This window comes from Kribbella ginsengisoli (assembly GCF_039537185.1).
In the GTDB taxonomy this organism is placed as follows: domain Bacteria; phylum Actinomycetota; class Actinomycetes; order Propionibacteriales; family Kribbellaceae; genus Kribbella; species Kribbella koreensis.
Genome location: NZ_BAABAA010000003.1, coordinates 368959 through 388378 on the forward strand (window position 1 = coordinate 368959; position 19420 = coordinate 388378).

The window sequence follows — 19420 nt, forward strand, 5'->3', positions numbered from 1 at the left end:
ATCGGCTGCCTACGTAGTCACCGGCCCTCACCTACGATGGCCGCGAAGCGCGTTCCATCGACTACCGAGGAGAGTCGACCCGATGCAGTTCGTGGCCCGGCAGGCTGAGCTGCACGCGATCGGCGAGGTGACACGCGGGGCCGCGGACGGCCGAGGCGGCGCGATCGTGGTCGCCGGCGAGGCGGGGATCGGCAAGTCGACACTCGTCGAGACCGTGGCCGGACAGCTCGACGATTGGCTGGTACTACGCGCAGACGGCAGCGAGTTCGAGCGCGACCTCCCGTACGCCGCCCTGCACCAACTCTGCGCCCCCGTGATCGAGCACCGCACCGAACTCCCCGCCGTCCAGCAGCGAGCGCTCGAATCGGTCTTCGGCCTCGGCGACGCCACGACACCAAGCTCACTGATGATCAGCGTCGCCGTACTCGGCCTGCTCTGCGAACTCACCCGCCGCCACCCCGTCTGCTGCGTCGTCGACGACGTCCAGTGGATCGACGCCGGTACCCGCCAAGTGCTCACCTTCGTCGCCCGCCGGATCGCCTCCGAGCAGATCGCCATGGTCCTCGCGGCGCGCGACGACAGCGGACCCGGCGTCGACTTCCCCGAGCTCCCCCGTCTGCAACTCTCCGGCCTCGCCGAAGCCGACGCGCTGACCCTCCTGCAGTCCTCGACGCGAGCGGGCGTCGACAGCGAAGTACTCGACCGCATCCTGGCCGAAGCGCACGGCAATCCCCTTGCCCTGCTGGAGTTCGGGCACATCGACGGCCCGATGGCCTTGCCCGCCGATCACCAGAGCCCTCAGCGCGGCAGCGTCGTCGAGGCTCTGCAGAACGAGTTCACCCGACGCGTACTACGGTTGCCACCGGCAACGCAATCCCTCGTCGCCCTGGCCGCCGCCGAGCCGGTCGGAGACCTAGGCCTACTCCGACGCGCAGCGAATCTCCTCGACCTCAACCCAGCCACCCTCGCCGACGCTGAAGACGACGGCCTGGTGGTGCTCGGTCCACGGCTGCGTTTCCGCCACCCGCTCGTGCGCTCAGCGGCGTACCGGGCAGCGACCCCCGCGATGCGCCGCAGCCTGCACGCCGCGCTCGCCGAGGCGACGGACCGAGCTATCGACCCCGACCGTCGCGCCTGGCACCGAGCGCACGCCGTCATCGACACCGACGAGGACGTCGCGACCGAGCTGACCGAGTCGGCCGAACGCACCGAGCGGCGCGGCGACCTCGCAGCCGCCTCGGCCTTCCTCGAACGCGCCGCACAACTGAGCGCAGAGCCCGCCGGCCAATCCGCCCGACTCCTCGCCGCGGCCCGGCTGCGGATGCGACTGGGCTCGTTCCGCGAGGCCCGCGAGCTGGTCACCCAGGCCGAACGCCGCCAGCTCGACCCTGATCAGCATGCCGAGGCCCGCCTCCAGCGCGCTCTGATCGACCTCCACCTCGAGCGCAGTCCCGAGGCGACCGCAGCCCTGGTCAGCGTCGCCCCGGACCTCCCGCCCGACGAGGCCCGGGAGACCTACATCGAGGCATTCAGTTCCGCGATGTTCATCGACCGGCTGCCGGGACGCCTGCGCCAGCTCGGCACCCGGATCCGTGCTCAAGTACCGCCGCCGGAGAACCCACGACCTGCCGACCTGCTACTGGATGCGTTGCTCGACCAGGCAATGCTGCCGGCCGAGAAGGCGGTACCGGCGATGCGCGCCGCGGTGGAGGCGTTCAGGACCTCCGAGCTCACCAGCCCTTGGTGGATGGAGCTCGCCTGCATGATGGCGATCGACCTGTGCGACGCCGAGGCGGTGGACGAGGTCTCCACCCATCAGGTCGAACTGGCTCGCCGGCAGTCGGCGTTCGCAGTACTGCCGCAGGCGCTGAAGTTCCATGCCATCGGGCGGATGATGCTCGGCCGGTTCGGCGACGCGGCCGCTGCTCTGGAGGAGGCACGCGCGGTCGACGAGGCGGCCGGCACCCTCGACCTGGCCTTCGCCGAGTTCATCTTCGCGGCCTGGCGGGGCGACACGGACGAGTTCCAGGAGCTGCTGGCCGGCATGCACGAGCGCGTCGGCCGGGACGAGATCGTCGCCGAGCTCTACGCCACCGCCGTACTCCGCAACGGCCTTGGCGACTACCCGGCCGCAGTCAAGGCCGGACTCACCGCCCAGCAACAACAGCAACGCGGTTCGTACGTCGTCTGGAGCCTCGACGCGGAACTCGTCGAAGCCGCCGCCCGAGCCGGCCGCCCTGAGGACGCGGCCCTCGCAGTGGACCGGATCGAGGCGCTGGCCCGCACCAACCCGACACCGTGGGCCGTCGCATCGCACCTTCTCGCGCAGGCCTTGCTCGATCCGGCGTCAGCGAGCACGGACGCGCGGTACCGGGAGGCGATCGACCTGCTCGGGCAGACCGACGTACGGGCTCTGTACGCGCGTGCGCGGCTCCTTTACGGCGAATGGCTGCGGCGCGAGTCCCGTCGCTCCGAGGCACGAGTCGAGCTCCAAGCCGCGCACGAAGCCCTCGCCGCGATGGGCGCCGCCGCCTTCGCCGAACGAGCAGCCCGCGAACTCGCCGCCACCGGCCAGCGCCCGCGCCGCGAAGGCACGAACCCCCTCGACCAGCTCACGTCGCAGGAACGCCTGATCGCCACCAAGGTCGCCGCCGGCGCAAGCTCCAAGGAAGTCGCCGCAACCCTCTTCCTCAGCCCCCGCACCATCGACGCCCACCTCCGCAACATCTACCGCAAACTGGAGATCACCTCCCGCCGCCAACTACGAGACCTGTCCCGCTGAGTCGGTGACAGCGGGGGCGGCGGGCAGCCTGGGCGTTCGGGGCTCCGGATGGATGGCAAGATCTGTCGGGTGCAGATCGGGATACTGGGGTCATTCGAGGTTCGGGCGGGCGATGGGCGCCTGGCCGACGTTCCGGGTGCCCGGCTGCGGGGGTTGCTGATCGCGCTGGCGCTGGAGGCGGGTCGTACCGTGCCGAAGGCGACGCTGGTCGACTGGATCTGGGGTGAGCAGCCACCGGCCGAGGCGGCGAATGCCTTGCAGCGGTTGGTTTCGCGGTTGCGGAAGGCCTTGCCGGAGGGGTCGGTCGAGGGGCAGCCGAGCGGTTACCGGTTGACGGTGGATCCCGACGCGGTCGATGCGCTGCGGTTCGAAGCCCTCGTCGGGCAGGCCCGCACTGAGAAGGGTCCCCGGCAGGTGCGGCTGCTGCGCGAGGCTCTTGCCTTGTGGCGTGGGGCGGCGTTGCAGGACGTCGGCCTGGACGAAAGCGCCGCGTTCAACGCGGCGGCGACCCGGCTCGAGGGGCTGCGGCTCACCGCGATGGAGGATCGGTTCGAGGGAGAGGTCAGCCTCGGCCAGGGCGCCGAGGTGCTCCCGGAGCTGACCGACGCGGTGACTGCCCATCCGCTGCGGGAACGGCTGGTCGCGGCGCTGATCCGCGCCCTCGTGGCAACCGGTCGCGACAGCGAGGCGTTGGTCCTGTACGAGCGAACACGACAAGCCTTGGCCAACGCACTCGGCGTCGACCCCTCGCCGGAGTTGGCGGCCTTGCATGTTGCGCTGCTGCGTGGGGAGCTGGGACAGCGCGAGGAGACCCGCAAGACCAACGTACGGGCCGAGCTGACGAGTTTCGTCGGCCGTGACGCGGACGTCGCGGCAGTCCGGGAGCTGATCGCGGAGCATCGGCTGACCACTCTCATCGGGTCGGGCGGTTCGGGGAAGACCAGGCTGGCGACGGAGACCGCGCGGACAGTGCTCGGTGGGATGGCGGACGGGATCTGGCTGATCGAGTTCGCCCCGATCGGCGCGGGAAGCGATGTCGCGCAGACGGCGCTCGCTGGGCTCGGTCTTCGGGACGCTCTGCTCGGTCCGTCGCCATCGGACCCGATGGACGGGCTGATTGCCGCGATCAACGACCGGGAGATGCTGCTGATCCTCGACAACTGCGAGCACGTGATCGAGTCGGTGGCGAAGCTGGCCGAGCGATTGCTCGGAGAGTGCCGGCGGCTGCGGATCCTGGCGACCAGCCGGGAGCCGCTCGGGATCACCGGCGAGGCGTTGTGGCAGGTCGAGCCGCTTGCCCTCCCGACCGGCGGTCTCGTCGATGACAGCTCGCCGGCGCTGCGGTTGCTGCGGGACCGGGCGGGCGCAGTACGGAAGGCTCTTGGGACCGACGAACACACCAAGGCGCTGATGGTGCGGATCTGCCTGGCGCTGGACGGGATGCCGCTGGCGATCGAGCTGGCCGCCGCCCGGTTGCGCACGATGAGCATCGAGCAGCTCGCCAACCGGCTCGACGACCGGTTCCGGCTGCTGACCAGCGGGAGCCGTACCGCGTTGCCGCGCCACAAGACGTTGCGCGCGGTGGTCGACTGGAGCTGGGAGCTGCTCACCGACGCCGAGCGGACGGTACTACGCAAGCTGTCGGTGTTCTCTGGTGGAGCGAGCCTGGAGGCGGCCGAGCACGTCTGCCTCGGTGACGCCGTCGAGCGGGATCAGGTGCTCGAGTTGCTCACCTCGCTGGCCGAGAAGTCGCTGCTGGTCCCTGTGGGCGATGGCGCTCCGCGCTACCGGATGCTGACCACGATCAAGGAGTACGCCGCCGATCGGCTCGCGGAGGCGGGCGAATCCGATCAGACCCGGCAGGCGCATCTCGCGTACTTCACCGAGTTCGCGGAGATCGCGGAGCCGCATCTGCGTCGCGCCGAGCAACTGGAGTGGCTCGCCCTGCTCCGGGCCGACCACGACAACCTCAGCGCCGCGCTGCGGGGAGCGATCGCGGCCGGTAACGCGCGGACGGCGATGCAGCTCGCGGCGGCCACCGGGTGGTACTGGTGGCTGGGCGGACGTCGTACCGAAGGGCTTGAACTGGCACTCGCGGCCGTCGACCTCCCGGGCGAGGTGCCGGACGACATCCGTGCCCTGGTCTACGGGCTGGTGGTGCTGTACGTGACGTCGGGACAGGGCGATGAGCACCTGGGCGAGGAATGGATCCGGAAGGCGTACCGGTTCAGCCAGCTCAGCGACAGCAACCACCCCATGCTCGGCCTGGTGATCCCGATGGAACGCCTGCTCGATTCGCCTGAGCAGGCGTTGGCCGCGTTCGAGGATCAGCTGGACAGCGACGACCCGTGGGTCGGGGCCTTGGCCCGCTGGCAGGTCGGCAAGATGCGAGCCCTCCTCGGCCAGGGCGGCGCGGAGGCGGAGGCTCAGGTGGCGCTGGCGCTCGCGGAGTTCCGGACGCTCGGCGACCGGTTCGGGATCTACCTGGCACTGGGCGAGCTGGCGGTCCAGCTCGCCACCCGCGGTGAGTTCGACGGCGCCTGCGAGTGCTACGAGGAGGCGATCACCGTCCTCACCGAGCTCGGCGCCGTCGAGGACGTCATCGAGACACGGACCCAGCAGGCCATGCTGTACTGGGTGATCGGCGATCGCGACGCCAGCGCGGCCGCCATCGCCGATGCCGAGCGGCTCGCCGAGGGCGTCACCTGGCCGTACGCCCTGGTCTCCCTGGCACTTGCCAAGGCCGGCCTCGCGCGGCTGGCCGGCGACCTGGCGGAGGCCCGCCGTCAGCTGGACCTCGCAACCACGCTCCTGGGCGACGCCGCGGAGCAGGCGAGTGTTCGCGCCCAGATCCACGACGTGCGCGGCTACCTGACCAACGATCTCGAGGAGTCCCGCCGTCACCGTATCGCCGCCTGGCAGGCGGCCTCCGAACTGGGATTCGCCTTCCTGCTCGGCCCACTCCTGGTCGGCTTCGCGGACCTCGCTGCCCGCCTCGGCGACTACGACCAGGCAGCGCTCCTCCTGGCAGCCACCACCGACGTCCGCGGTCTGGCGAGCCTCTCCCAACTGGACGCCACCAGAATCGAGCAGGACGCCCGACATCACCTCGGCGAACCACGATTCGCCGAGGTGACCCGCAAAGCCGCAGAAACCGACTGGCACGAACTGATCGCTCCCTTGGTGTCAGCTGACTGAGCGGACCGACCTTGTGCTCCGCCTGAGCAGATCCGCGGCGTGCGGATGCTCAGACGGAGCACAAGGTGCCCTTGGCAACTACCTGCAGAATCGCCAGCGGGCGGACGTAGTGCCAGGTGATCGGCCGGTCCGGATGGCGGTAGCCCCGTTCTCCGGCGACGCGCAGCGGGTAGCCGTACCCGAGCGCCTCCTCGCTCTGGAATCGGAAGCTGTCGGTGATCGAGTCGCCGGTGAACATCACGGTGCTGCCCGGTCGCAGGGTGATCGTCACGCGCGACCACCGAACCAACGCGTCGCCGCCTGGTCGAACCCGGCTGCGGCAGCTTCGCCATCAGGAGCGGCCTGGTACGCCGCCCAGGCCACGACACCGTCCGGCCGGATCAGCGCGGCGGCCAGTCCGAGATCGTCGTGGGCGGGCTGAGCGGAGTACCGGATCCTTCCCTCCCACCCCGTCGCCCTGCTGGCCAGGCGCCCGCTGAAATCGAGGAGGACGCCTTCGCCGTCGCGCATCAGGTCCGCGAGCCGGCGGCCGTCCTCGAGCCGGAACTCCGGCGCGACCCGGCCGACCAGCGGATGCTCGCTGCCGAGGTCGTACCGGATCGATGCCCCCGACAACCTTTCGAACGCGTACGTCGTACCGTCGCGGGTCTCGAACAGCTCGTGCAGCAACCCCTGCAGCGCCTGCGATCCCGGCGCCATCGTCGCCACCTGCGCACGCGACCAGTCGAGCACCCGCGCGGCGATCGGCTGACGCTCAGCCGCGTAGGTATCGAGCAGACCATCCGGAGCGATCCGTTGGATGGTCGCCGCGAGCTTCCAGCCCAGGTTCATCGCGTCGCCGAGGCCGAGGTTGAGCCCCTGCCCGCCCAGCGGCGAGTGGATGTGCGCGGCGTCGCCGGCCAGCAGCACCCGCCCTTGCCGGTACGTCGTCGCCTGCATCGCCCGATCGGTGAAGCTCGACGCCCGGCGTACCTCGCTCAAGGTCACATCAGTGCCTGAGACCCTGCGCAGTACCTCCTGCAGGTGTTCGCGAGTCAGCTCCTGCGAGCGATCGAAGGCGCCACCGTCGAAGTCCATCATCCCGAGATGCCCCTCGATCGGCATCCGGACGTACATCCCGGTCGGCGTCGGATTGAACCAGGGCTCGAGCTTCTCGGGATCGGCGACCGTGGCGTCCATGACATAGCCGGTGAACTCCGGCTTCGTACCGGCGAACTCGAAGCCCGCCAGACCGCGCACCGTACTCCGCCCGCCGTCACACCCGACCACCCACCGCGCTTCGTACTCCTGGTTGATGACTACTTTCTCCTCGTACTGCGTAAGCGCATCAACTGTCACGCCGTACCTGACCTCGACGCCAAGCTTGGCCGCCCGCTCGGCCAGCAACCCTTCGACCGCCTCCAGGCTGGTCATCGCGCCACCCGGCGCCGGCGTCGGCAACCTTTCCGGGAACGCGTCGAGATCAACCTTGCTCGGGTCGAGCATCATCCCCGCGAAGTGCCCTACCCGCTGAGGAACGAGCGGCTCGTCTTCCTCGAGATCCTTCAACCGCCCGGACGCCGCGAGCAACTCCCCCAGCAACCCTCGCCGGTAGAACGCCTCGACCGAGGCCGCCGACATCCCCCGCATCCCCAACGGCATCGCCCGCCAAGGCGACGCCTCGTCTGCCTCCCGCTCGAGCACCAGCACGGAGCACCCCGCCAGCCCCAGCTCACAAGCAAGGAACAGCCCAACCGGCCCCGCACCCACTATCACCACGTCATACATCGGAAGCTCCTGTCGTCGAGTCACACCACGACCCTGACGACACCCCCTGACAGCACCCGCCCACGGCGCTGTCACCCCGCTGTCTCAGCCAAGCCAGCGCTGCGGGCTCACCCCTTGCGGAGGATCTTCTCCATCGCCTTACCGCGCGCCAGCTCGTCGATCAGCTTGTCCAGGTACCGGATCTCGCGCATGACCGGATCCTCGATCTCCTCCACCCGGACGCCACAGACGACGCCCTTGACCAGCGCCCGCGCCGGGTTCGGCTCCGGCGCCTCCGCGATGAAAGTCTCGAAGTCCGCCTGCTTCGCCAACTGCTCTTCCAGGTCCTGCCGGCTGTACCCCGTCAGCCACCGGATGATCTCGTCGACCTCCGCCCTGGTCCGCCCTTTCCGCCCCGCCTTGGCGACGTACAACGGATAGACGTCCGCGAAGCTGGTACCGAAGATCCGAGGCCTCACCACTGTTCCCCCTTCTCAAAAGGCGGCAGCTCCGCCAGTTTCCGTACGGCCGCCGGCGGGAAGTCCGGCCAGGACTCGAGAACGTCCTGGTCCGTGTTGCGCAGGTACTTGTCGATGAACCGCTGAGTGTTCCGCAACACCCGAACCGCGGTAGCCGCATCAAGCGACCCGTTCTCGATCACATCCGCGAAGTCGTCCAGATCAAGCATCTCGTACCGAATGCTTGTCGGCGGCAACAAAATATCCACCTGCCGATCATGAACGACCAACCGCCCCGGCTCGGTCTCCTCCACATCCACCAGATCGATGTACCAACCACCCTCAAGCCATCCCGAGAAGGTGTTCGGCTTCATGATCTGCACACCTTCATCGGCAATGACAAACCCACGATCCACGGTCGGCCGCCCCACCGCCTGCCACTCCGGAAGGATCGGCACGTCATAAGCCACCACATTGTCAGCAGTCCGCACCCCCGCACACCACTGCCCAGTCCGATGAAGAACCCGCACACCCTCAAGAATCACCAACCCAGTATCGCCGGACCAAGGGTGTGGCCAGCCCCACCCCGCCCGACGCCCAGCTCCATACCGGACCTGTTCCGACCTCCGTAGCGTCGACGACATGACGACAACCGACGCGCCCCGCACCCAAGAATCCTTCGACACCGTCAAGAAGTGCATCAAGCTCTACGCCATGGTCAGCGCCATCACCCTAGGCACAGTCGCGACGCTGACCTTCACGAACCACCAGACAACCCTCTTCGAGTGGATCCGCTCCACCATCCTGCTGGCGATCTCCCCACTCCTCCACCGCCTGGCAACCCAAGCCGCCACCGGCACCCACTCCAGCCTCACCCGCCTACAAACCCTCACCACGATCATGCCCATCGCCATCATCGCCGTAGACCTGATCCCCAACCTCTGCCCCACCTGGTACACGACAATGCAAGCCATCTCAGCCCTACCCCTGATCGCGGTAGCCGTCCTAACCCGCAAGCGTGCCCGCGCCTAATCCGCAGAACTCACGGAACGCCCGAACTCCGCATAGACCGGCACTCCCCGATCCCCCGCCTCCACCGCTACCGCGATCCTCCGAGCAAGCGACGGCCGCAACCGCCCGGCAGCCTCATCCAGCGACAGGAACTCATAGCCGCGCGCCTCGCCAGGATCAACAACCATCTGGCTCAGAAACAAGATCCGCCCAGCGTCATCGCGAATCAACGCACCCGCAGCAGCCGTCTTCCGCGGCAAACGCCCCGCAATCCCGACGTTGAACTCCACCTCCGGCTCACCCTCAGCCGCAAGGTCGTCCTTGCGAATGGCATCACTCACCGAGCTGATGCCGTACTTCATCAAGCTCGAGCTTCTCGTCGCGCCGGCGGGCGCGGGACGCCCAGGCCTTGGCCTCCTCGGCATGACCCCAATGGCCGTGCTTGCGTGTCATGTCGCGAGCGCCGCCATGCTCCGTCTTCCCCCGCCCAAGCCCCATCTCAACAGGCTACCGCCGAGAATCCGCGGGCTTCTATCCCATTCGGGTGGTGAACTGGTTGATGTCGAAGTAGTCGCGCCACGCCGTGAGCTTGCCGTCGGCAACCTCGAAGGCCCCCATCACCGGTACCTCGAACGACCTGTCGGGCAGCGTGAACACATCCACCCGCTCGGTCATCACGACCGGACCATCGGCCGCGATGTTGCGGACCTTGAACTCGATCCGCTCGATTCCCGGTGCCCCAGGACGGATGAACGAGTCGATGTAGCCGGCAATCGCCTCCCGTCCGGCCACCGGCTCCAGCGGGATGTTGTGGTAGACGGCGTCCTCGGCGAAGAACGCGACCAGCTCAGCGGTAGCGACATTGTCAGACCAAGCCGCACAGAACCGGCGTACAACCTCGATAGGCTCATTCATACCGGGAACAACGGAAGGTCGGCACAGGATGTTCCTGCTCCAGATGTCAGGCGTTCCCGGCTCCGGAAAGTCCACCGTGGCCGCCCACGTCGTCAAGACGTTCAACGCCGTCGCCGTCGACTACGACGTCATCAAGTCCGCCATTCTCGACGCGGGCTTCGACCTGACAAGCAGCACCAAGGCGGCGTACGAGGTGATGTACGCCCAGGCGCTTCACGTGCTGACTCAAGGCCATCCCGTCATCATGGACAGCCCGTGCTTCTGGCCACGGGTCGTCACCGAGGGGATGGGAATCGCCCGGCAGCACAACGCGAACTACCGGTACGTCGAATGCCAGGTCGACGATCTGAAACTCATCGACGAGCGACTCCACCAACGCCCGCGGCTGAGGAGCCATCGTCGCGGTGTGGATCATCCGCCGGTGGACCTCGGCGACGAACCAGTCGATGGCGAGGCCTTCTTCCGCGGCGCGGCAGACCGCGTCCAACGGCCTCCGGGCAACTACCTCCAGCTGGACATGCACCGCCCGCTGTCCGAGGTACTGCCTGAGGTCGACGCTTACCTGCGGCAGTAACTCAGGAGCAGGGTCACCGTCATCCGACTGTCGAACGACTGTCCGAGGTGGCGGGACGGCGTCGGATTCCTGTGGTCATCCGACGGAAGCGGGCGGGTGGAGTGGCGACCGATCCTGATGAGCATCCGCCGGATGCGTGCTCGACGCGCACCGAGGCGACTTTCGGGGAGCGCCGGTCAGGCGTGCTCCAGGCAACGAAGCGTCTTGCTCAAGGGAAGGTCCGCATGAATGAATTCTCCGCCGGTGAGGCCGGCACCATCGTGCTCGTCCACGGGCTCTGGGTGAATCCACGCAGCTGGGAGGGGTGGAAACACCATTACGAAGGGCGGGGATACCGGGTGCTCACCCCGGCCTGGCCGGGGCTCGACCGCGAGGTCGAGGACCTTCGCCGTGACCCCGCGGGGATCGCGGGAGTCGGGCTTCGGGAGGTGGTCGACCACTACCAGAGCATCATCCAGGCGCTGGATCGGCCGCCGATCATCATGGGCCACTCGTTCGGCGGCACCGTCGTCCAGCTCCTGCTCGATCGCGGACTGGGCAGCGTCGGCGTCGCCATCGACTCGGCGGCCGTCAAGGGCGTCCTCCCGTTGCCGCTGTCGACCCTCAAGTCGACCTTCCCGGTCCTCGGAAACCCGGCCAACAAGAACAAAGCGGTCTCGCTGACGCCGGAGCAGTTCCACTACGCCGTCACCAACACGCTGTCCGAAAGCGAGTCCGCTGCCCGCTACGAGCGGTACGCCGTCCCCGGCTCGGCCCGCGTCCTCTTCCAGGGGGCGTTCGCCAACTTCAACCCGCGCGCCGTGACCCGGGTCGACTTCCGCAAGCGCACGGCCCCGCTGCTGTTCATCGCAGGCGAGGCCGACCACCTCGTGCCGCCCAAGGTCAACAAAGCCAACTGGCGGCTCTCCCGCAAGTCCAAGGCCGTCAGCGCTTACCAGGAGTTCCCCGGGCGCTCGCACTTCATCATCGGCCAGGACGGCTGGCAGGACGTCGCCGACTACGCGCTGAACTGGGCCGAGGAGCACGCTCCCGCCCGGGTGTGACGCCGACGCCTGTAATGAAAACCCGTTTCGAACAAAGGAGAAATCGTGCGTAACCGTCGTCTTCTGTACTCCGCCGTCCTCGGCGTGACCGGAATCGTCCTCGCCGCCGGCATCACCACGCTGGCGTCAGCCGAACCGTCCCACCAGACCGCGCCTGTCGCCCTCTCGCACCCGGTGGTCAAGGGTCCGAAACCGACGATCGTCCTCGTCAACGGAGCCTGGTCGGACGCGGCCAGCTGGGGCCGCGTGGTCAAGCGCCTGCAGGCCGACGACTACCCGGTCGTCGCTCCGCCGACCGCCCTGCGCAGCCTTTCCGGCGACTCCGCCTTCCTGGCTTCGTTCCTCAAGACCGTCCAGGGCCCCATCGTCCTGGTCGGGCAGTCCTACGGCGGCGCCGTCATCACCAGTGCCGCCACGGACAACCCCAACGTCAAGGCCCTGGTCTACATCTCGGCCTTCGCGCCGGACACGGGTGAGAACGTCGCGACCCTGACCGGGCGTTTCCCGGGCAGCCACATCAGCAACGATCCCAATGCGCCCATTCCCACCGCCCTCAGCCCCGTCCCGGTCCCCTTCCTCACCCCCGACAACAAGCCCGAGATCGACCTGTACGCCAAGGCGGATCAGTACCGGGATTTGTTCCTGAGCAACCGTGTCACCGCGGCCGTCGCCGCAGAACTCGCCGCCACGCAGAGCCCCGTCGCATCGACGGCCCTGGGCGAGCCCAGCGCCGGCGTACCGGCCTGGAAGAAGATCCCCTCGTGGTACCTCGTCTCCGACGACGACCACCTGATCCCGCCGTCCGCCGCGCGCTTCATGGCGACCCGCGCCCACTCCCACATCGTCGAGGCCGACACTCCCCACGCGGCACAAGTGACCAACCCGGGGATTGTCACCAGCCTGATCGAACGGGCCGTCGCGGCCACCCGCTGACGCCAGCCGGACGACGCCACCGGTCAACCCGGCGGTGTCGTCCGGCCCTTCCCCGCGACTACCTACGAGGTCACGAACAGTCCGGTCATCGCAGTGTTCTTTCGGAGGAATCAACGTCAGGTCCGCCGCGCCACGCCCTGGGCGAGCTGCCATAGGCACGGGAGAACGCCCGGCTGAAGGCGGCTTCGGAGATGTAGCCCACGCGGGCCGCGATCCGGCCGACCGGGTCGGCGGTACCGCGGAGCAGGTGCGCCGCGTGGCCCAGCCGGCACCGCAGTACGTACGAACCGGGGGTTTCCCCGACCGACTCGGCGAACCGCGTCGCGAACGCCGAACGCGACAGCGCGGAAAGCCGCGCGAGCTCGTCGACGGCCCAGTCGCGACCAGGGTCCCGGTGGATGGCGGCTAGGACCGGTGCGAGCATTGGATCCATCGCTGCCGTGAGCCAGCCGGCCTCGCGCACATCTCCTGACGCGGCGTACGACCGCAGCGTCCAGATGAAGAGCAGATCGAGCGCCCGCGACACCATCACCCGAGCGCCGGGTGCCGAGCGGATCACCTCGGACACGAGCAACTCGCTGATCGGCCGGAGCCAAGCCGCCGATCCCGCGTCGCCGCGGATCACGATCGCCGGCGGCAGTACCCCGAGCAGCGGCGCAGCGACAACCGTCTCGACCAGGAACTCCCCGGTCACCCAGCACGAGAGCGGCGCCGCGCGGACGAGGTGGGCATCACCGCGCGCGAGCAGTACCAGGTCCCCAGCACCCAGTTCCACGGTGGCTTCGCCAGTGATCTCGATGCTGAGCCCGCCCTCCTCGACCAGATGCAGCACCCTGGCGCCGACCGGGTGCCGCTCACCCGCGCTCGACCGGCGGAGCACCTCGCCACCCTGCAGGTGAATCGCCTGCAGCACGTCCGAGAGCACATCGGGTTCGCCGTACGCCGGTGGCTGTGGCGAATCGGCAAAGTCTTCCGGATCATCGGCCATGTTTCCGGTTCAACCTCCTTCTAGGCTCCGACACAGGATGCGCGAGTTTGTTCTGCACGAGCGGCCGCCGCGCTCCGGACCGAGGAGCCAGGACCCTATGACATCGGATCATTCCATCCCCGCGTGGGCGGGAGAGGGTGTTCCAGTGGGCGACCTGTTCGAGCACGCCGGCGTCGATCTGCTCGTGGGACGCGGCGTGGCGCTCGAGCGAATCCGTGGCTTTCTCGACGCCACAGACCGTGGTGGAGCGCTGGTGTTGTCAGGAGCGGCGGGAGTAGGCAAGACCGTCCTGCTCGATGCGGTGGCGGAAGCGGCGGTCGCGAACGGGTCGCGGGTACTGCGTGCCGCCGGCGTCGAGTTCGAGGCCGACGTGAGCTATTCGGGCCTGAACCAGGTTCTTTTCCCGCTGTACGAGGTCTTCGGGGAACTGGAGACGCCGCATGCCGAGGCGCTGCAAGTCGCTCTGGGCTTCGGGAGCGGATCCCCGCCGGAACGGCTTGTCGTGTCGAACGCGACGCTCATGCTCCTGTGCCACGTGGCCAAGGCCAGCCCCTTGCTGCTGATCGTCGACGACCTGCCGTGGCTCGATCGGGCCAGCGCCGCCGTACTGGGTTTCGTCGCCCGCAGGCTCAACGGCACGCGCGTCACCTTCCTCGGCGCCATGCGCTCGGGAAGCGAGACCTTCTTCCACGGCGGCGGCCTGCCCGAGTACGAGGTGCCGCCGCTGGACGGAGAGTCCTCGCAACTCCTGCTGAACACCCGATTTCCGGCCCTGGCCGCTCAAGTGCGTCAGCGGCTCCTGTCGGTAGCCGAGGGGAACCCGCTGGCGTTGCTCGAGTTGCCCACCGCGCTGAGCGGGGAGCAGCGTTCGGCGCTGGAGACCCTTCCCGCGGTACTCCCGCTCAGCGAACGCCTCCAGGCACTGTTCGTCTCCCGGGTGTCTGCTCTCTCTGTCGCCGCACGGCGGCTGCTGTTGCTCGCCACGCTGGAGGGAACCGGCGACGTCGCGGTCCTGCAGGCGTCGGCGCGGCAGGCCGGCTACGAATCCGACCTCGAAGACCTCGCCCCGGCCGAGCAGGATCGGCTGGTGGCTTTCGACGACGGCACGCGCCGGCTCGTTTTCCGGCATCCCTTGATCCGCTCGGCGGTCGTGAGCGCCTGCACGAGCGCCGAACGCCGAGCGGCTCATCGGGCACTGGCCGAGGTACTGGTGAGCCACCCCGAGCGGCGGGCCTGGCACCTCGGTGAAGCTTGCGTCGAACCGGACGAACAGGTGGCCGGACTGCTCGAACATGCGGCACGGCGGATCGCGGCCCGCGGCGACGCGGTCGGTGCGGTGGCGGCCCTGGTGAGGGCTGCCGATCTGAGTCCTCAAGGATCGCACCGCGCACGCCGGCTCGCTGAGGCCGCCTATATCGGCGCCGACGCGACCGGGCAACTCCGCAACGCCTCGGAACTGCTCGAAGGCGCTCGGCAGGCCGATCCGGAGCTGATGGACTCCCTCCACTTCGCCGCTGCCGCTGTCTTCCTGATCATCAACGGCGACGGGGACATCGACACCGCCCACCGGCTGCTGGCCGGTGCCGTCGAGGCCGGCACGCACCAGTACGACGCCCAGGACGGCGCCCTCATCGACGCGCTCCACCTACTGCTGCTCCTCTGCTTCTTCAGTGGTCGCGCGGAGCTTTGGAACCCTTTGTACGCAACGCTCCGACGGCTGCGGCCGGAGCCGCCCGCCCTGCTCTCGGTGGCTGCGAAGACCTTCTCCGACCCGGTCCGTACCGGTGCTGGAGCCGTGAACCAACTGGAGTCGGTTCTTGGCGACCTGCAGAAGGAAACCGATCCCGGCTGGATCGTTCGCGCGGGCACCGGCGCGCTCTACCTCGATCGGCTGGCAGAGGTCCGCGAGCCCTCGTGGCGAGTTGTCTTCCAAGGGCGCGACGGCGGTCCGCCGCGGCGGCACATCGGAGCGCTCATGCACCTGTGCCTGGACGACTACCTCACCGGCAGATGGGACGAGTGCCTGGAGCTGGCCGATGAGGGAATCCAGGTCTGCCAGGACTCCGGATACCCCTTCTTTACTTGGTACTTCTGGTACTGCCGAGCCGTCGTCGCTGCAGCCCGCGGCGACGACGAAGCGGCCGACCGCCTGACTGACCAGATCATTCGCTGGGCGACACCCCGAGGCGTGGGAGTGGCGCTGCACTACACCCGGCACGTCCGCACAGTCGCCGAATCCGGCCGCGGCGACTTCGAAAGCGCCTATCGACACGCGACGGCCCTGAGTCCGGCGGGTACGTTCGCCTCCCACGTGCCGCACGCGTTGTGGGTGGCGTTCGACGTCGTCGAGGCCGCCGTGCGGACCGATCGGCACTCCGCCGCCGCCGCTCACGTGCGTGCCATGCGGGAGGCCGACATCGCTGGGCTGTCCCCGCGGCTCGGCCTTCTTGCAGCGGGTTCGGCGGCGTTGTGCGCGACAGACGACAACGAGGCTGTGCGCCTGTTCGAGCAGGCGCTGGCGAGACCGGGCGTCGAAAGGTGGCCGTTCGATCTGGCCCGTGTTCGGCTGGCGTACGGGGAACGGCTGCGACGCTTCCGGGCGAATGCCGACTCCCGAGAGCCGCTGCGGCTGGCGTACGACGCCTTCACACTGCTCGGCGCCAGGCCCTGGGCCGACCGGGCCGCCAAAGAACTCCGCGCCACCGGATGGGGCACACCCAAAACCACGGCGGGCGGAGAGGTACTCACGCCCCAGGAGCGGGAGATCGCGGATCTGGCGGCGTCCGGCTTGAGCAACAAACAGATCGCCGAGCGGCTGTACCTCTCGCACCGGACCATCGGCGCACATCTGTACCAGATCTTCCCGAAGCTCGGGATCACCTCCAGAGCAGCCCTTCGCGACGCGCTTGCCGGCTTGGAGAAATGATCAGGGCTGTATGACGCCCGGTGAGCCTCTCGTCAACCTGGCCGTCCTGGAGCGATCCGCTGTGGACGGGTGCCTTTGGGGCTGTCGACGACGGCCGCGATGGCCTGGGCCGCGAGGACGACCTCCGCTTCCGTGAGCACCTGCTCGGCAAGCTTCGAGTCCACCTGGTCAACCAGGCCGGGATATCGGCCTTCATAGGCCTGGGCCGTCTCGACGTCGTCCGGACCGACAGTACGAACGCGTGTGCCCTCTTCGGGGACCAGGAAGCCGGGGACGACGATCGTGGTCTCGACCCCGAATCCTTTCAGCTCCCGGCCGTAGCTCGCTGCGAGATGGTCGATCATCGTCACCACTTCGGAGTGCAGCGCGAGGTAGGGAGTGCCCTCGGCGTCGTGGTTCGCCGGCACCATCCAGACCAGCAGGCCATCTCGCCGCTCGCGCATCTGCGGCAGCACGCAACGGTTGACGCGCTGGGTGGACAGCACATGCGCGTCGTAGAGCTGTGCCAGCTGGTACGGGGTGAAGGATTCGAGCGGTCCTCGAGGGACCGGACCGACCGCGTGGACCACTACGTCGATTCTTCCGGCTTCCGCCACGATCGCATCGACGGCCGTCGAGACCGAGCGCTGGTCGGCGACGTCCAACGAGATGCGGCGCAGGGCATGGCCACTCGGCTCGGCGATCCGGCCGGTTGGATCAACGGCAGCCGGGCCGATCCCGGCGTACACGGTGTGACCTGAACCGGCCAGCGCGTTGGCGATGGCGGCTCCGAGGTCACTGGAAGCCCCGGTAACAAGGACGATCTGGGACATGCTGCTCCTCGCTACTGTTCGGCGGGCTGTCCCATCAGTGTCGGTAGGCCGGAAACGCTTCGCATAGGTCGGATGACTGTCAGCGAGACTGTGGTCCTGCCGGCCTGTGTGCAAAGCGGTGGCATGGAGAAATGACTGCCGGGTGCGGAGTGTCGCGCCGCCTGGCGATGGTCTTCCGACGGAAGCGGTCCCCCGCCGATCCCGGCCAGGCTGTCGATCAGCGCCAGGAGGCGCAGTCACCGCGCGGGAAGGGCAAGAAATGACAGCGAGTTTCGCACAAGCACCGACCGAGACGGTGGACATCGCCGGTACGCCGTTCGCTTACCGCGAGGTGGGTGTCGCCGGTACGCCGCTCGCGTACCGCGAGGAGGGTCCGACCGCCGACGTGCCGCTGGTGTTGCTGAACCACATCACCGCGGTGCTGGACGACTGGGACCCCGCCGTGGTCGACGGCCTAGCGGCTGACCGACGCGTCATCGCAGTCGACCTCCGAGGCGTCGGCGCCTCCGGCGGCACCACCCCCGACACCATCGAGGCAATGGCCGCCGACACCGCGTCCTTCCTGGAGGCACTCGGCGTGGAAACCGCCGACCTACTCGGATTCTCCCTAGGCGGCATGGTCGCCCAGACAGTCGCCCAACAACGCCCCGACCTGATCCGCCGACTCGTCCTGGTCGGCACCTCGCCCGCCGCCGACGAAGGCCCAGCCACCTGGGCCGCCGGCCTGCAAAGCGCCTTCGGGAAAGCAGACACCGAAGGCAAACACCCCAAACACTTCCTCTTCTTCACCCCAACGCCCCGCAGCCAGTCCGCCGCGGACGCCTTCCTAACCCGCCTAACCGAACGCACCGAGAACCACGACCACCCCGTAACGCAAGAGACGATCACCGCCCAGCTAACCGCAGCCACCAAATGGGAACGGGCCACCTCACCCGCCGCCCTGTCCGACGTACAAAACCCCACCCTCATCGTCAACGGCGACAACGACACCCTGGTCCCGACGATCAGCTCCTTCCACCTAGCCCAACTGCTCCCCAACGCCACCCTGAGCATCTACCCAGACGCCGGCCACGGCGCGCTCTTCCAACACCACAACCTGTTCGTCGACCAGGTACTGGAGTTCCTCCGCTCCTGATAGGCCGCCACGACCAATGCACGCTCTAGGTTGCCCTAGGCAACGTTCAGCAGATTGAGCACCCAGTCCCACCGCAAGTTCTCAGCGACACACTCTCCGGTACCCGAGGACAGCGGTTCAAGAGATGAGGTCGAACCGTCATGCGGATCGACGATGTGTACGCCCATGTACCGAAGTACGGCGAGCGATGCGGTCCAAGCGGGGTGGCCGGCCAGGTCGTGCTTGGCGAAGGGGACGGCGGCGATAGGGATCCGGGAGCCTAACGCTGCACACAGGACGGTGAGTGGATAGGTGTTGGCAGTGCCGTTCGCCCAGGCGTTCAGCGTGTTGAAGGTCGTCGGGACGACAGCTACTGCGTCAGCCTTCGGCGTTCTTCTGGGCTCGCCTGGCGCGCGGTTGCCAACGAGAACCGGGACACCTACCAAGTCCTGTTCCGCGAGCCACGGAAGCGCAGCATCTGTCGGCAGTACATAAGGATTCCAGCCTCGCTCCCGAGCAGCCCGCACACCGTCTTCAACCCGCGATGCGAGAGGGGCTCCGCAGGTCACGAGATACAGGGTTCGGTCGGTCACGCGAGAACTCCTGCGCGGGCGGCGATGGCGGTCAGGGCCGGGGTGGTGTGGGCGGCTGCTGTTCGGCTACCGCCAAACGCTCTTCGAGCGCGCGGATTCGGTTGTAGAGGTCGACCAGGATGACGCCGTTGACGACTACGCCGGGGCGCTGCCAGTTCCTTCGTACGAAGTCTTCGTGGGCTTCTTCTGGGGACTGCTCGAGGCCGGTCGGCGGGGTAACGCGTGCGGCCACTGGAATGTTGGGATTGCTTGGTATGCGCACGGATCTCCGCTGGCCTCTCACGTGCGATTCGCACCAGGCCAATCCGCGGCGCAGCCAGACTATGA

General features: G+C 68.2%; 19 protein-coding genes. 8 read left to right on the forward strand and 11 right to left on the reverse strand.

The genetic code is table 11. From position 1 onward, the window contains the following. Positions 1-82: 82 nt before the first annotated feature. Both ABD768_RS15390 and ABD768_RS15395 read left to right on the forward strand, forming a co-directional pair. Positions 83-2782 carry an ATP-binding protein gene (locus tag ABD768_RS15390; RefSeq protein ID WP_344841160.1) on the forward strand — a complete coding sequence of 900 codons (2700 nt, stop codon included), beginning with the start codon at positions 83-85 and terminating at the stop codon, positions 2780-2782. Between the two features lie 69 nt (positions 2783-2851). Continuing rightward, entirely contained in the window at positions 2852-5980 is a 3129-nt protein-coding gene (locus ABD768_RS15395; RefSeq protein ID WP_344841162.1) for an ATP-binding protein, read from the forward strand. Positions 5981-6029: 49 nt separating this feature from the next. Here ABD768_RS15395 and ABD768_RS15400 read toward each other — a convergent pair whose 3' ends face one another. The 4 genes from ABD768_RS15400 to ABD768_RS15415 form a co-directional block, all read right to left on the reverse strand. After that, positions 6030-6251: a hypothetical protein gene (locus tag ABD768_RS15400; protein WP_344841164.1), complete on the reverse strand. Its 222-nt coding sequence runs from the start codon at positions 6249-6251 to the stop codon at positions 6030-6032. After that, positions 6248-7747 carry an FAD-dependent oxidoreductase gene (locus ABD768_RS15405; protein WP_344841166.1) on the reverse strand — a complete coding sequence of 500 codons (1500 nt, stop codon included), beginning with the start codon at positions 7745-7747 and terminating at the stop codon, positions 6248-6250. The genes ABD768_RS15400 and ABD768_RS15405 overlap by 4 nt, the downstream gene beginning before the upstream one ends. A gap of 107 nt (positions 7748-7854) precedes the next feature. Beyond that, positions 7855-8205, reverse strand: coding sequence for a DUF2200 domain-containing protein (locus tag ABD768_RS15410; protein ID WP_344841168.1), 351 nt, complete (start codon positions 8203-8205; stop codon positions 7855-7857). Next, complete coding sequence (locus tag ABD768_RS15415; protein WP_344841170.1) at positions 8202-8675, reverse strand: DUF402 domain-containing protein; 474 nt, start codon at positions 8673-8675, stop codon at positions 8202-8204. The genes ABD768_RS15410 and ABD768_RS15415 overlap by 4 nt, the downstream gene beginning before the upstream one ends. Before the next feature lie 151 nt (positions 8676-8826). On the opposite strand from ABD768_RS15415, the gene ABD768_RS15420 reads away from it, so the two are divergent. Further along, positions 8827-9216 carry a hypothetical protein gene (locus ABD768_RS15420; RefSeq protein WP_344841171.1) on the forward strand — a complete coding sequence of 130 codons (390 nt, stop codon included), beginning with the start codon at positions 8827-8829 and terminating at the stop codon, positions 9214-9216. On the opposite strand, the gene ABD768_RS15425 is transcribed toward ABD768_RS15420, so the two are convergent. From ABD768_RS15425 to ABD768_RS15435, 3 genes are read right to left on the reverse strand one after another with little or no spacing between them, the layout of a single operon-like run. After that, the gene (locus tag ABD768_RS15425) at positions 9213-9536 is read right to left on the reverse strand and encodes an NUDIX hydrolase (protein ID WP_344841173.1); all 324 of its coding nucleotides are present in this window, start codon (positions 9534-9536) and stop codon (positions 9213-9215) included. The genes ABD768_RS15420 and ABD768_RS15425 overlap by 4 nt on opposite strands. Further along, positions 9529-9693, reverse strand: coding sequence for a hypothetical protein (locus tag ABD768_RS15430; protein ID WP_344841175.1), 165 nt, complete (start codon positions 9691-9693; stop codon positions 9529-9531). Before ABD768_RS15430 ends, ABD768_RS15425 begins: the two co-directional genes overlap by 8 nt. Positions 9694-9726: 33 nt before the next feature. Further along, positions 9727-10110, reverse strand: a complete 384-nt coding sequence (locus ABD768_RS15435) for a limonene-1,2-epoxide hydrolase family protein (RefSeq protein ID WP_344841176.1) — start codon at positions 10108-10110, stop codon at positions 9727-9729. A gap of 28 nt (positions 10111-10138) precedes the next feature. Between ABD768_RS15435 and ABD768_RS15440 the strand changes: the two genes are divergently transcribed. The 3 genes from ABD768_RS15440 (at position 10139) to ABD768_RS15450 (ending at position 12660) form a co-directional block, all read left to right on the forward strand. Next, positions 10139-10684 carry a P-loop nucleotide/nucleoside kinase family protein gene (locus ABD768_RS15440; RefSeq protein ID WP_344841177.1) on the forward strand — a complete coding sequence of 182 codons (546 nt, stop codon included), beginning with the start codon at positions 10139-10141 and terminating at the stop codon, positions 10682-10684. A 224-nt stretch (positions 10685-10908) separates the two neighbouring features. Next, entirely contained in the window at positions 10909-11727 is an 819-nt protein-coding gene (locus ABD768_RS15445) for an alpha/beta hydrolase (protein WP_343971671.1), read from the forward strand. A 45-nt stretch (positions 11728-11772) separates the two neighbouring features. After that, a complete protein-coding gene (locus ABD768_RS15450) occupies positions 11773-12660 on the forward strand; it encodes an alpha/beta fold hydrolase (protein ID WP_344841179.1) in 888 nt (295 codons plus the stop codon). Between the two features lie 85 nt (positions 12661-12745). Here the strand turns inward: ABD768_RS15450 and ABD768_RS15455 are convergent, their stop codons facing one another. Further along, entirely contained in the window at positions 12746-13648 is a 903-nt protein-coding gene (locus tag ABD768_RS15455; RefSeq protein WP_344841181.1) for an AraC family transcriptional regulator, read from the reverse strand. Between the two features lie 145 nt (positions 13649-13793). Here ABD768_RS15455 and ABD768_RS15460 point away from each other — a divergent pair, with 145 nt between their 5' ends. Further along, entirely contained in the window at positions 13794-16574 is a 2781-nt protein-coding gene (locus tag ABD768_RS15460) for a helix-turn-helix transcriptional regulator (protein ID WP_344841183.1), read from the forward strand. A 32-nt stretch (positions 16575-16606) separates the two neighbouring features. Here ABD768_RS15460 and ABD768_RS15465 read toward each other — a convergent pair whose 3' ends face one another. After that, positions 16607-17386: an SDR family NAD(P)-dependent oxidoreductase gene (locus tag ABD768_RS15465; RefSeq protein WP_344841185.1), complete on the reverse strand. Its 780-nt coding sequence runs from the start codon at positions 17384-17386 to the stop codon at positions 16607-16609. A gap of 259 nt (positions 17387-17645) precedes the next feature. On the opposite strand from ABD768_RS15465, the gene ABD768_RS15470 reads away from it, so the two are divergent. After that, positions 17646-18521 (forward strand): alpha/beta fold hydrolase, encoded by an 876-nt coding sequence (locus tag ABD768_RS15470; RefSeq protein WP_344841186.1) that lies wholly within the window; start codon positions 17646-17648, stop codon positions 18519-18521. 35 nt (positions 18522-18556) lie between these two features. Here the strand turns inward: ABD768_RS15470 and ABD768_RS15475 are convergent, their stop codons facing one another. Together ABD768_RS15475 and ABD768_RS15480 are read right to left on the reverse strand one after the other, a co-directional pair. Further along, positions 18557-19093, reverse strand: coding sequence for a flavoprotein (locus ABD768_RS15475; protein WP_344841187.1), 537 nt, complete (start codon positions 19091-19093; stop codon positions 18557-18559). A 31-nt stretch (positions 19094-19124) separates the two neighbouring features. Further along, on the reverse strand, positions 19125-19325 hold the full coding sequence (locus ABD768_RS15480) for a hypothetical protein (RefSeq protein WP_344841188.1): 201 nt from the start codon (positions 19323-19325) through the stop codon (positions 19125-19127). Positions 19326-19420 lie beyond the last annotated feature (95 nt).

What these genes read in the sequence shown, in the direction of transcription:
- ABD768_RS15390 (WP_344841160.1), top strand. Translation starts at nt 83, where the DNA reads ATGCAGTTCGTGGCCCGGCAGGCTGAGCTGCACGCGATCGGCGAGGTG.
- ABD768_RS15405 (WP_344841166.1), bottom strand. Translation starts at nt 7,747, where the DNA reads ATGTATGACGTGGTGATAGTGGGTGCGGGGCCGGTTGGGCTGTTCCTT.
- ABD768_RS15420 (WP_344841171.1), top strand. Translation starts at nt 8,827, where the DNA reads ATGACGACAACCGACGCGCCCCGCACCCAAGAATCCTTCGACACCGTC.
- ABD768_RS15430 (WP_344841175.1), bottom strand. Translation starts at nt 9,693, where the DNA reads ATGGGGCTTGGGCGGGGGAAGACGGAGCATGGCGGCGCTCGCGACATG.
- ABD768_RS15435 (WP_344841176.1), bottom strand. Translation starts at nt 10,110, where the DNA reads ATGAATGAGCCTATCGAGGTTGTACGCCGGTTCTGTGCGGCTTGGTCT.
- ABD768_RS15440 (WP_344841177.1), top strand. Translation starts at nt 10,139, where the DNA reads ATGTTCCTGCTCCAGATGTCAGGCGTTCCCGGCTCCGGAAAGTCCACC.
- ABD768_RS15445 (WP_343971671.1), top strand. Translation starts at nt 10,909, where the DNA reads ATGAATGAATTCTCCGCCGGTGAGGCCGGCACCATCGTGCTCGTCCAC.
- ABD768_RS15455 (WP_344841181.1), bottom strand. Translation starts at nt 13,648, where the DNA reads ATGGCCGATGATCCGGAAGACTTTGCCGATTCGCCACAGCCACCGGCG.
- ABD768_RS15465 (WP_344841185.1), bottom strand. Translation starts at nt 17,386, where the DNA reads ATGTCCCAGATCGTCCTTGTTACCGGGGCTTCCAGTGACCTCGGAGCC.
- ABD768_RS15470 (WP_344841186.1), top strand. Translation starts at nt 17,646, where the DNA reads ATGACAGCGAGTTTCGCACAAGCACCGACCGAGACGGTGGACATCGCC.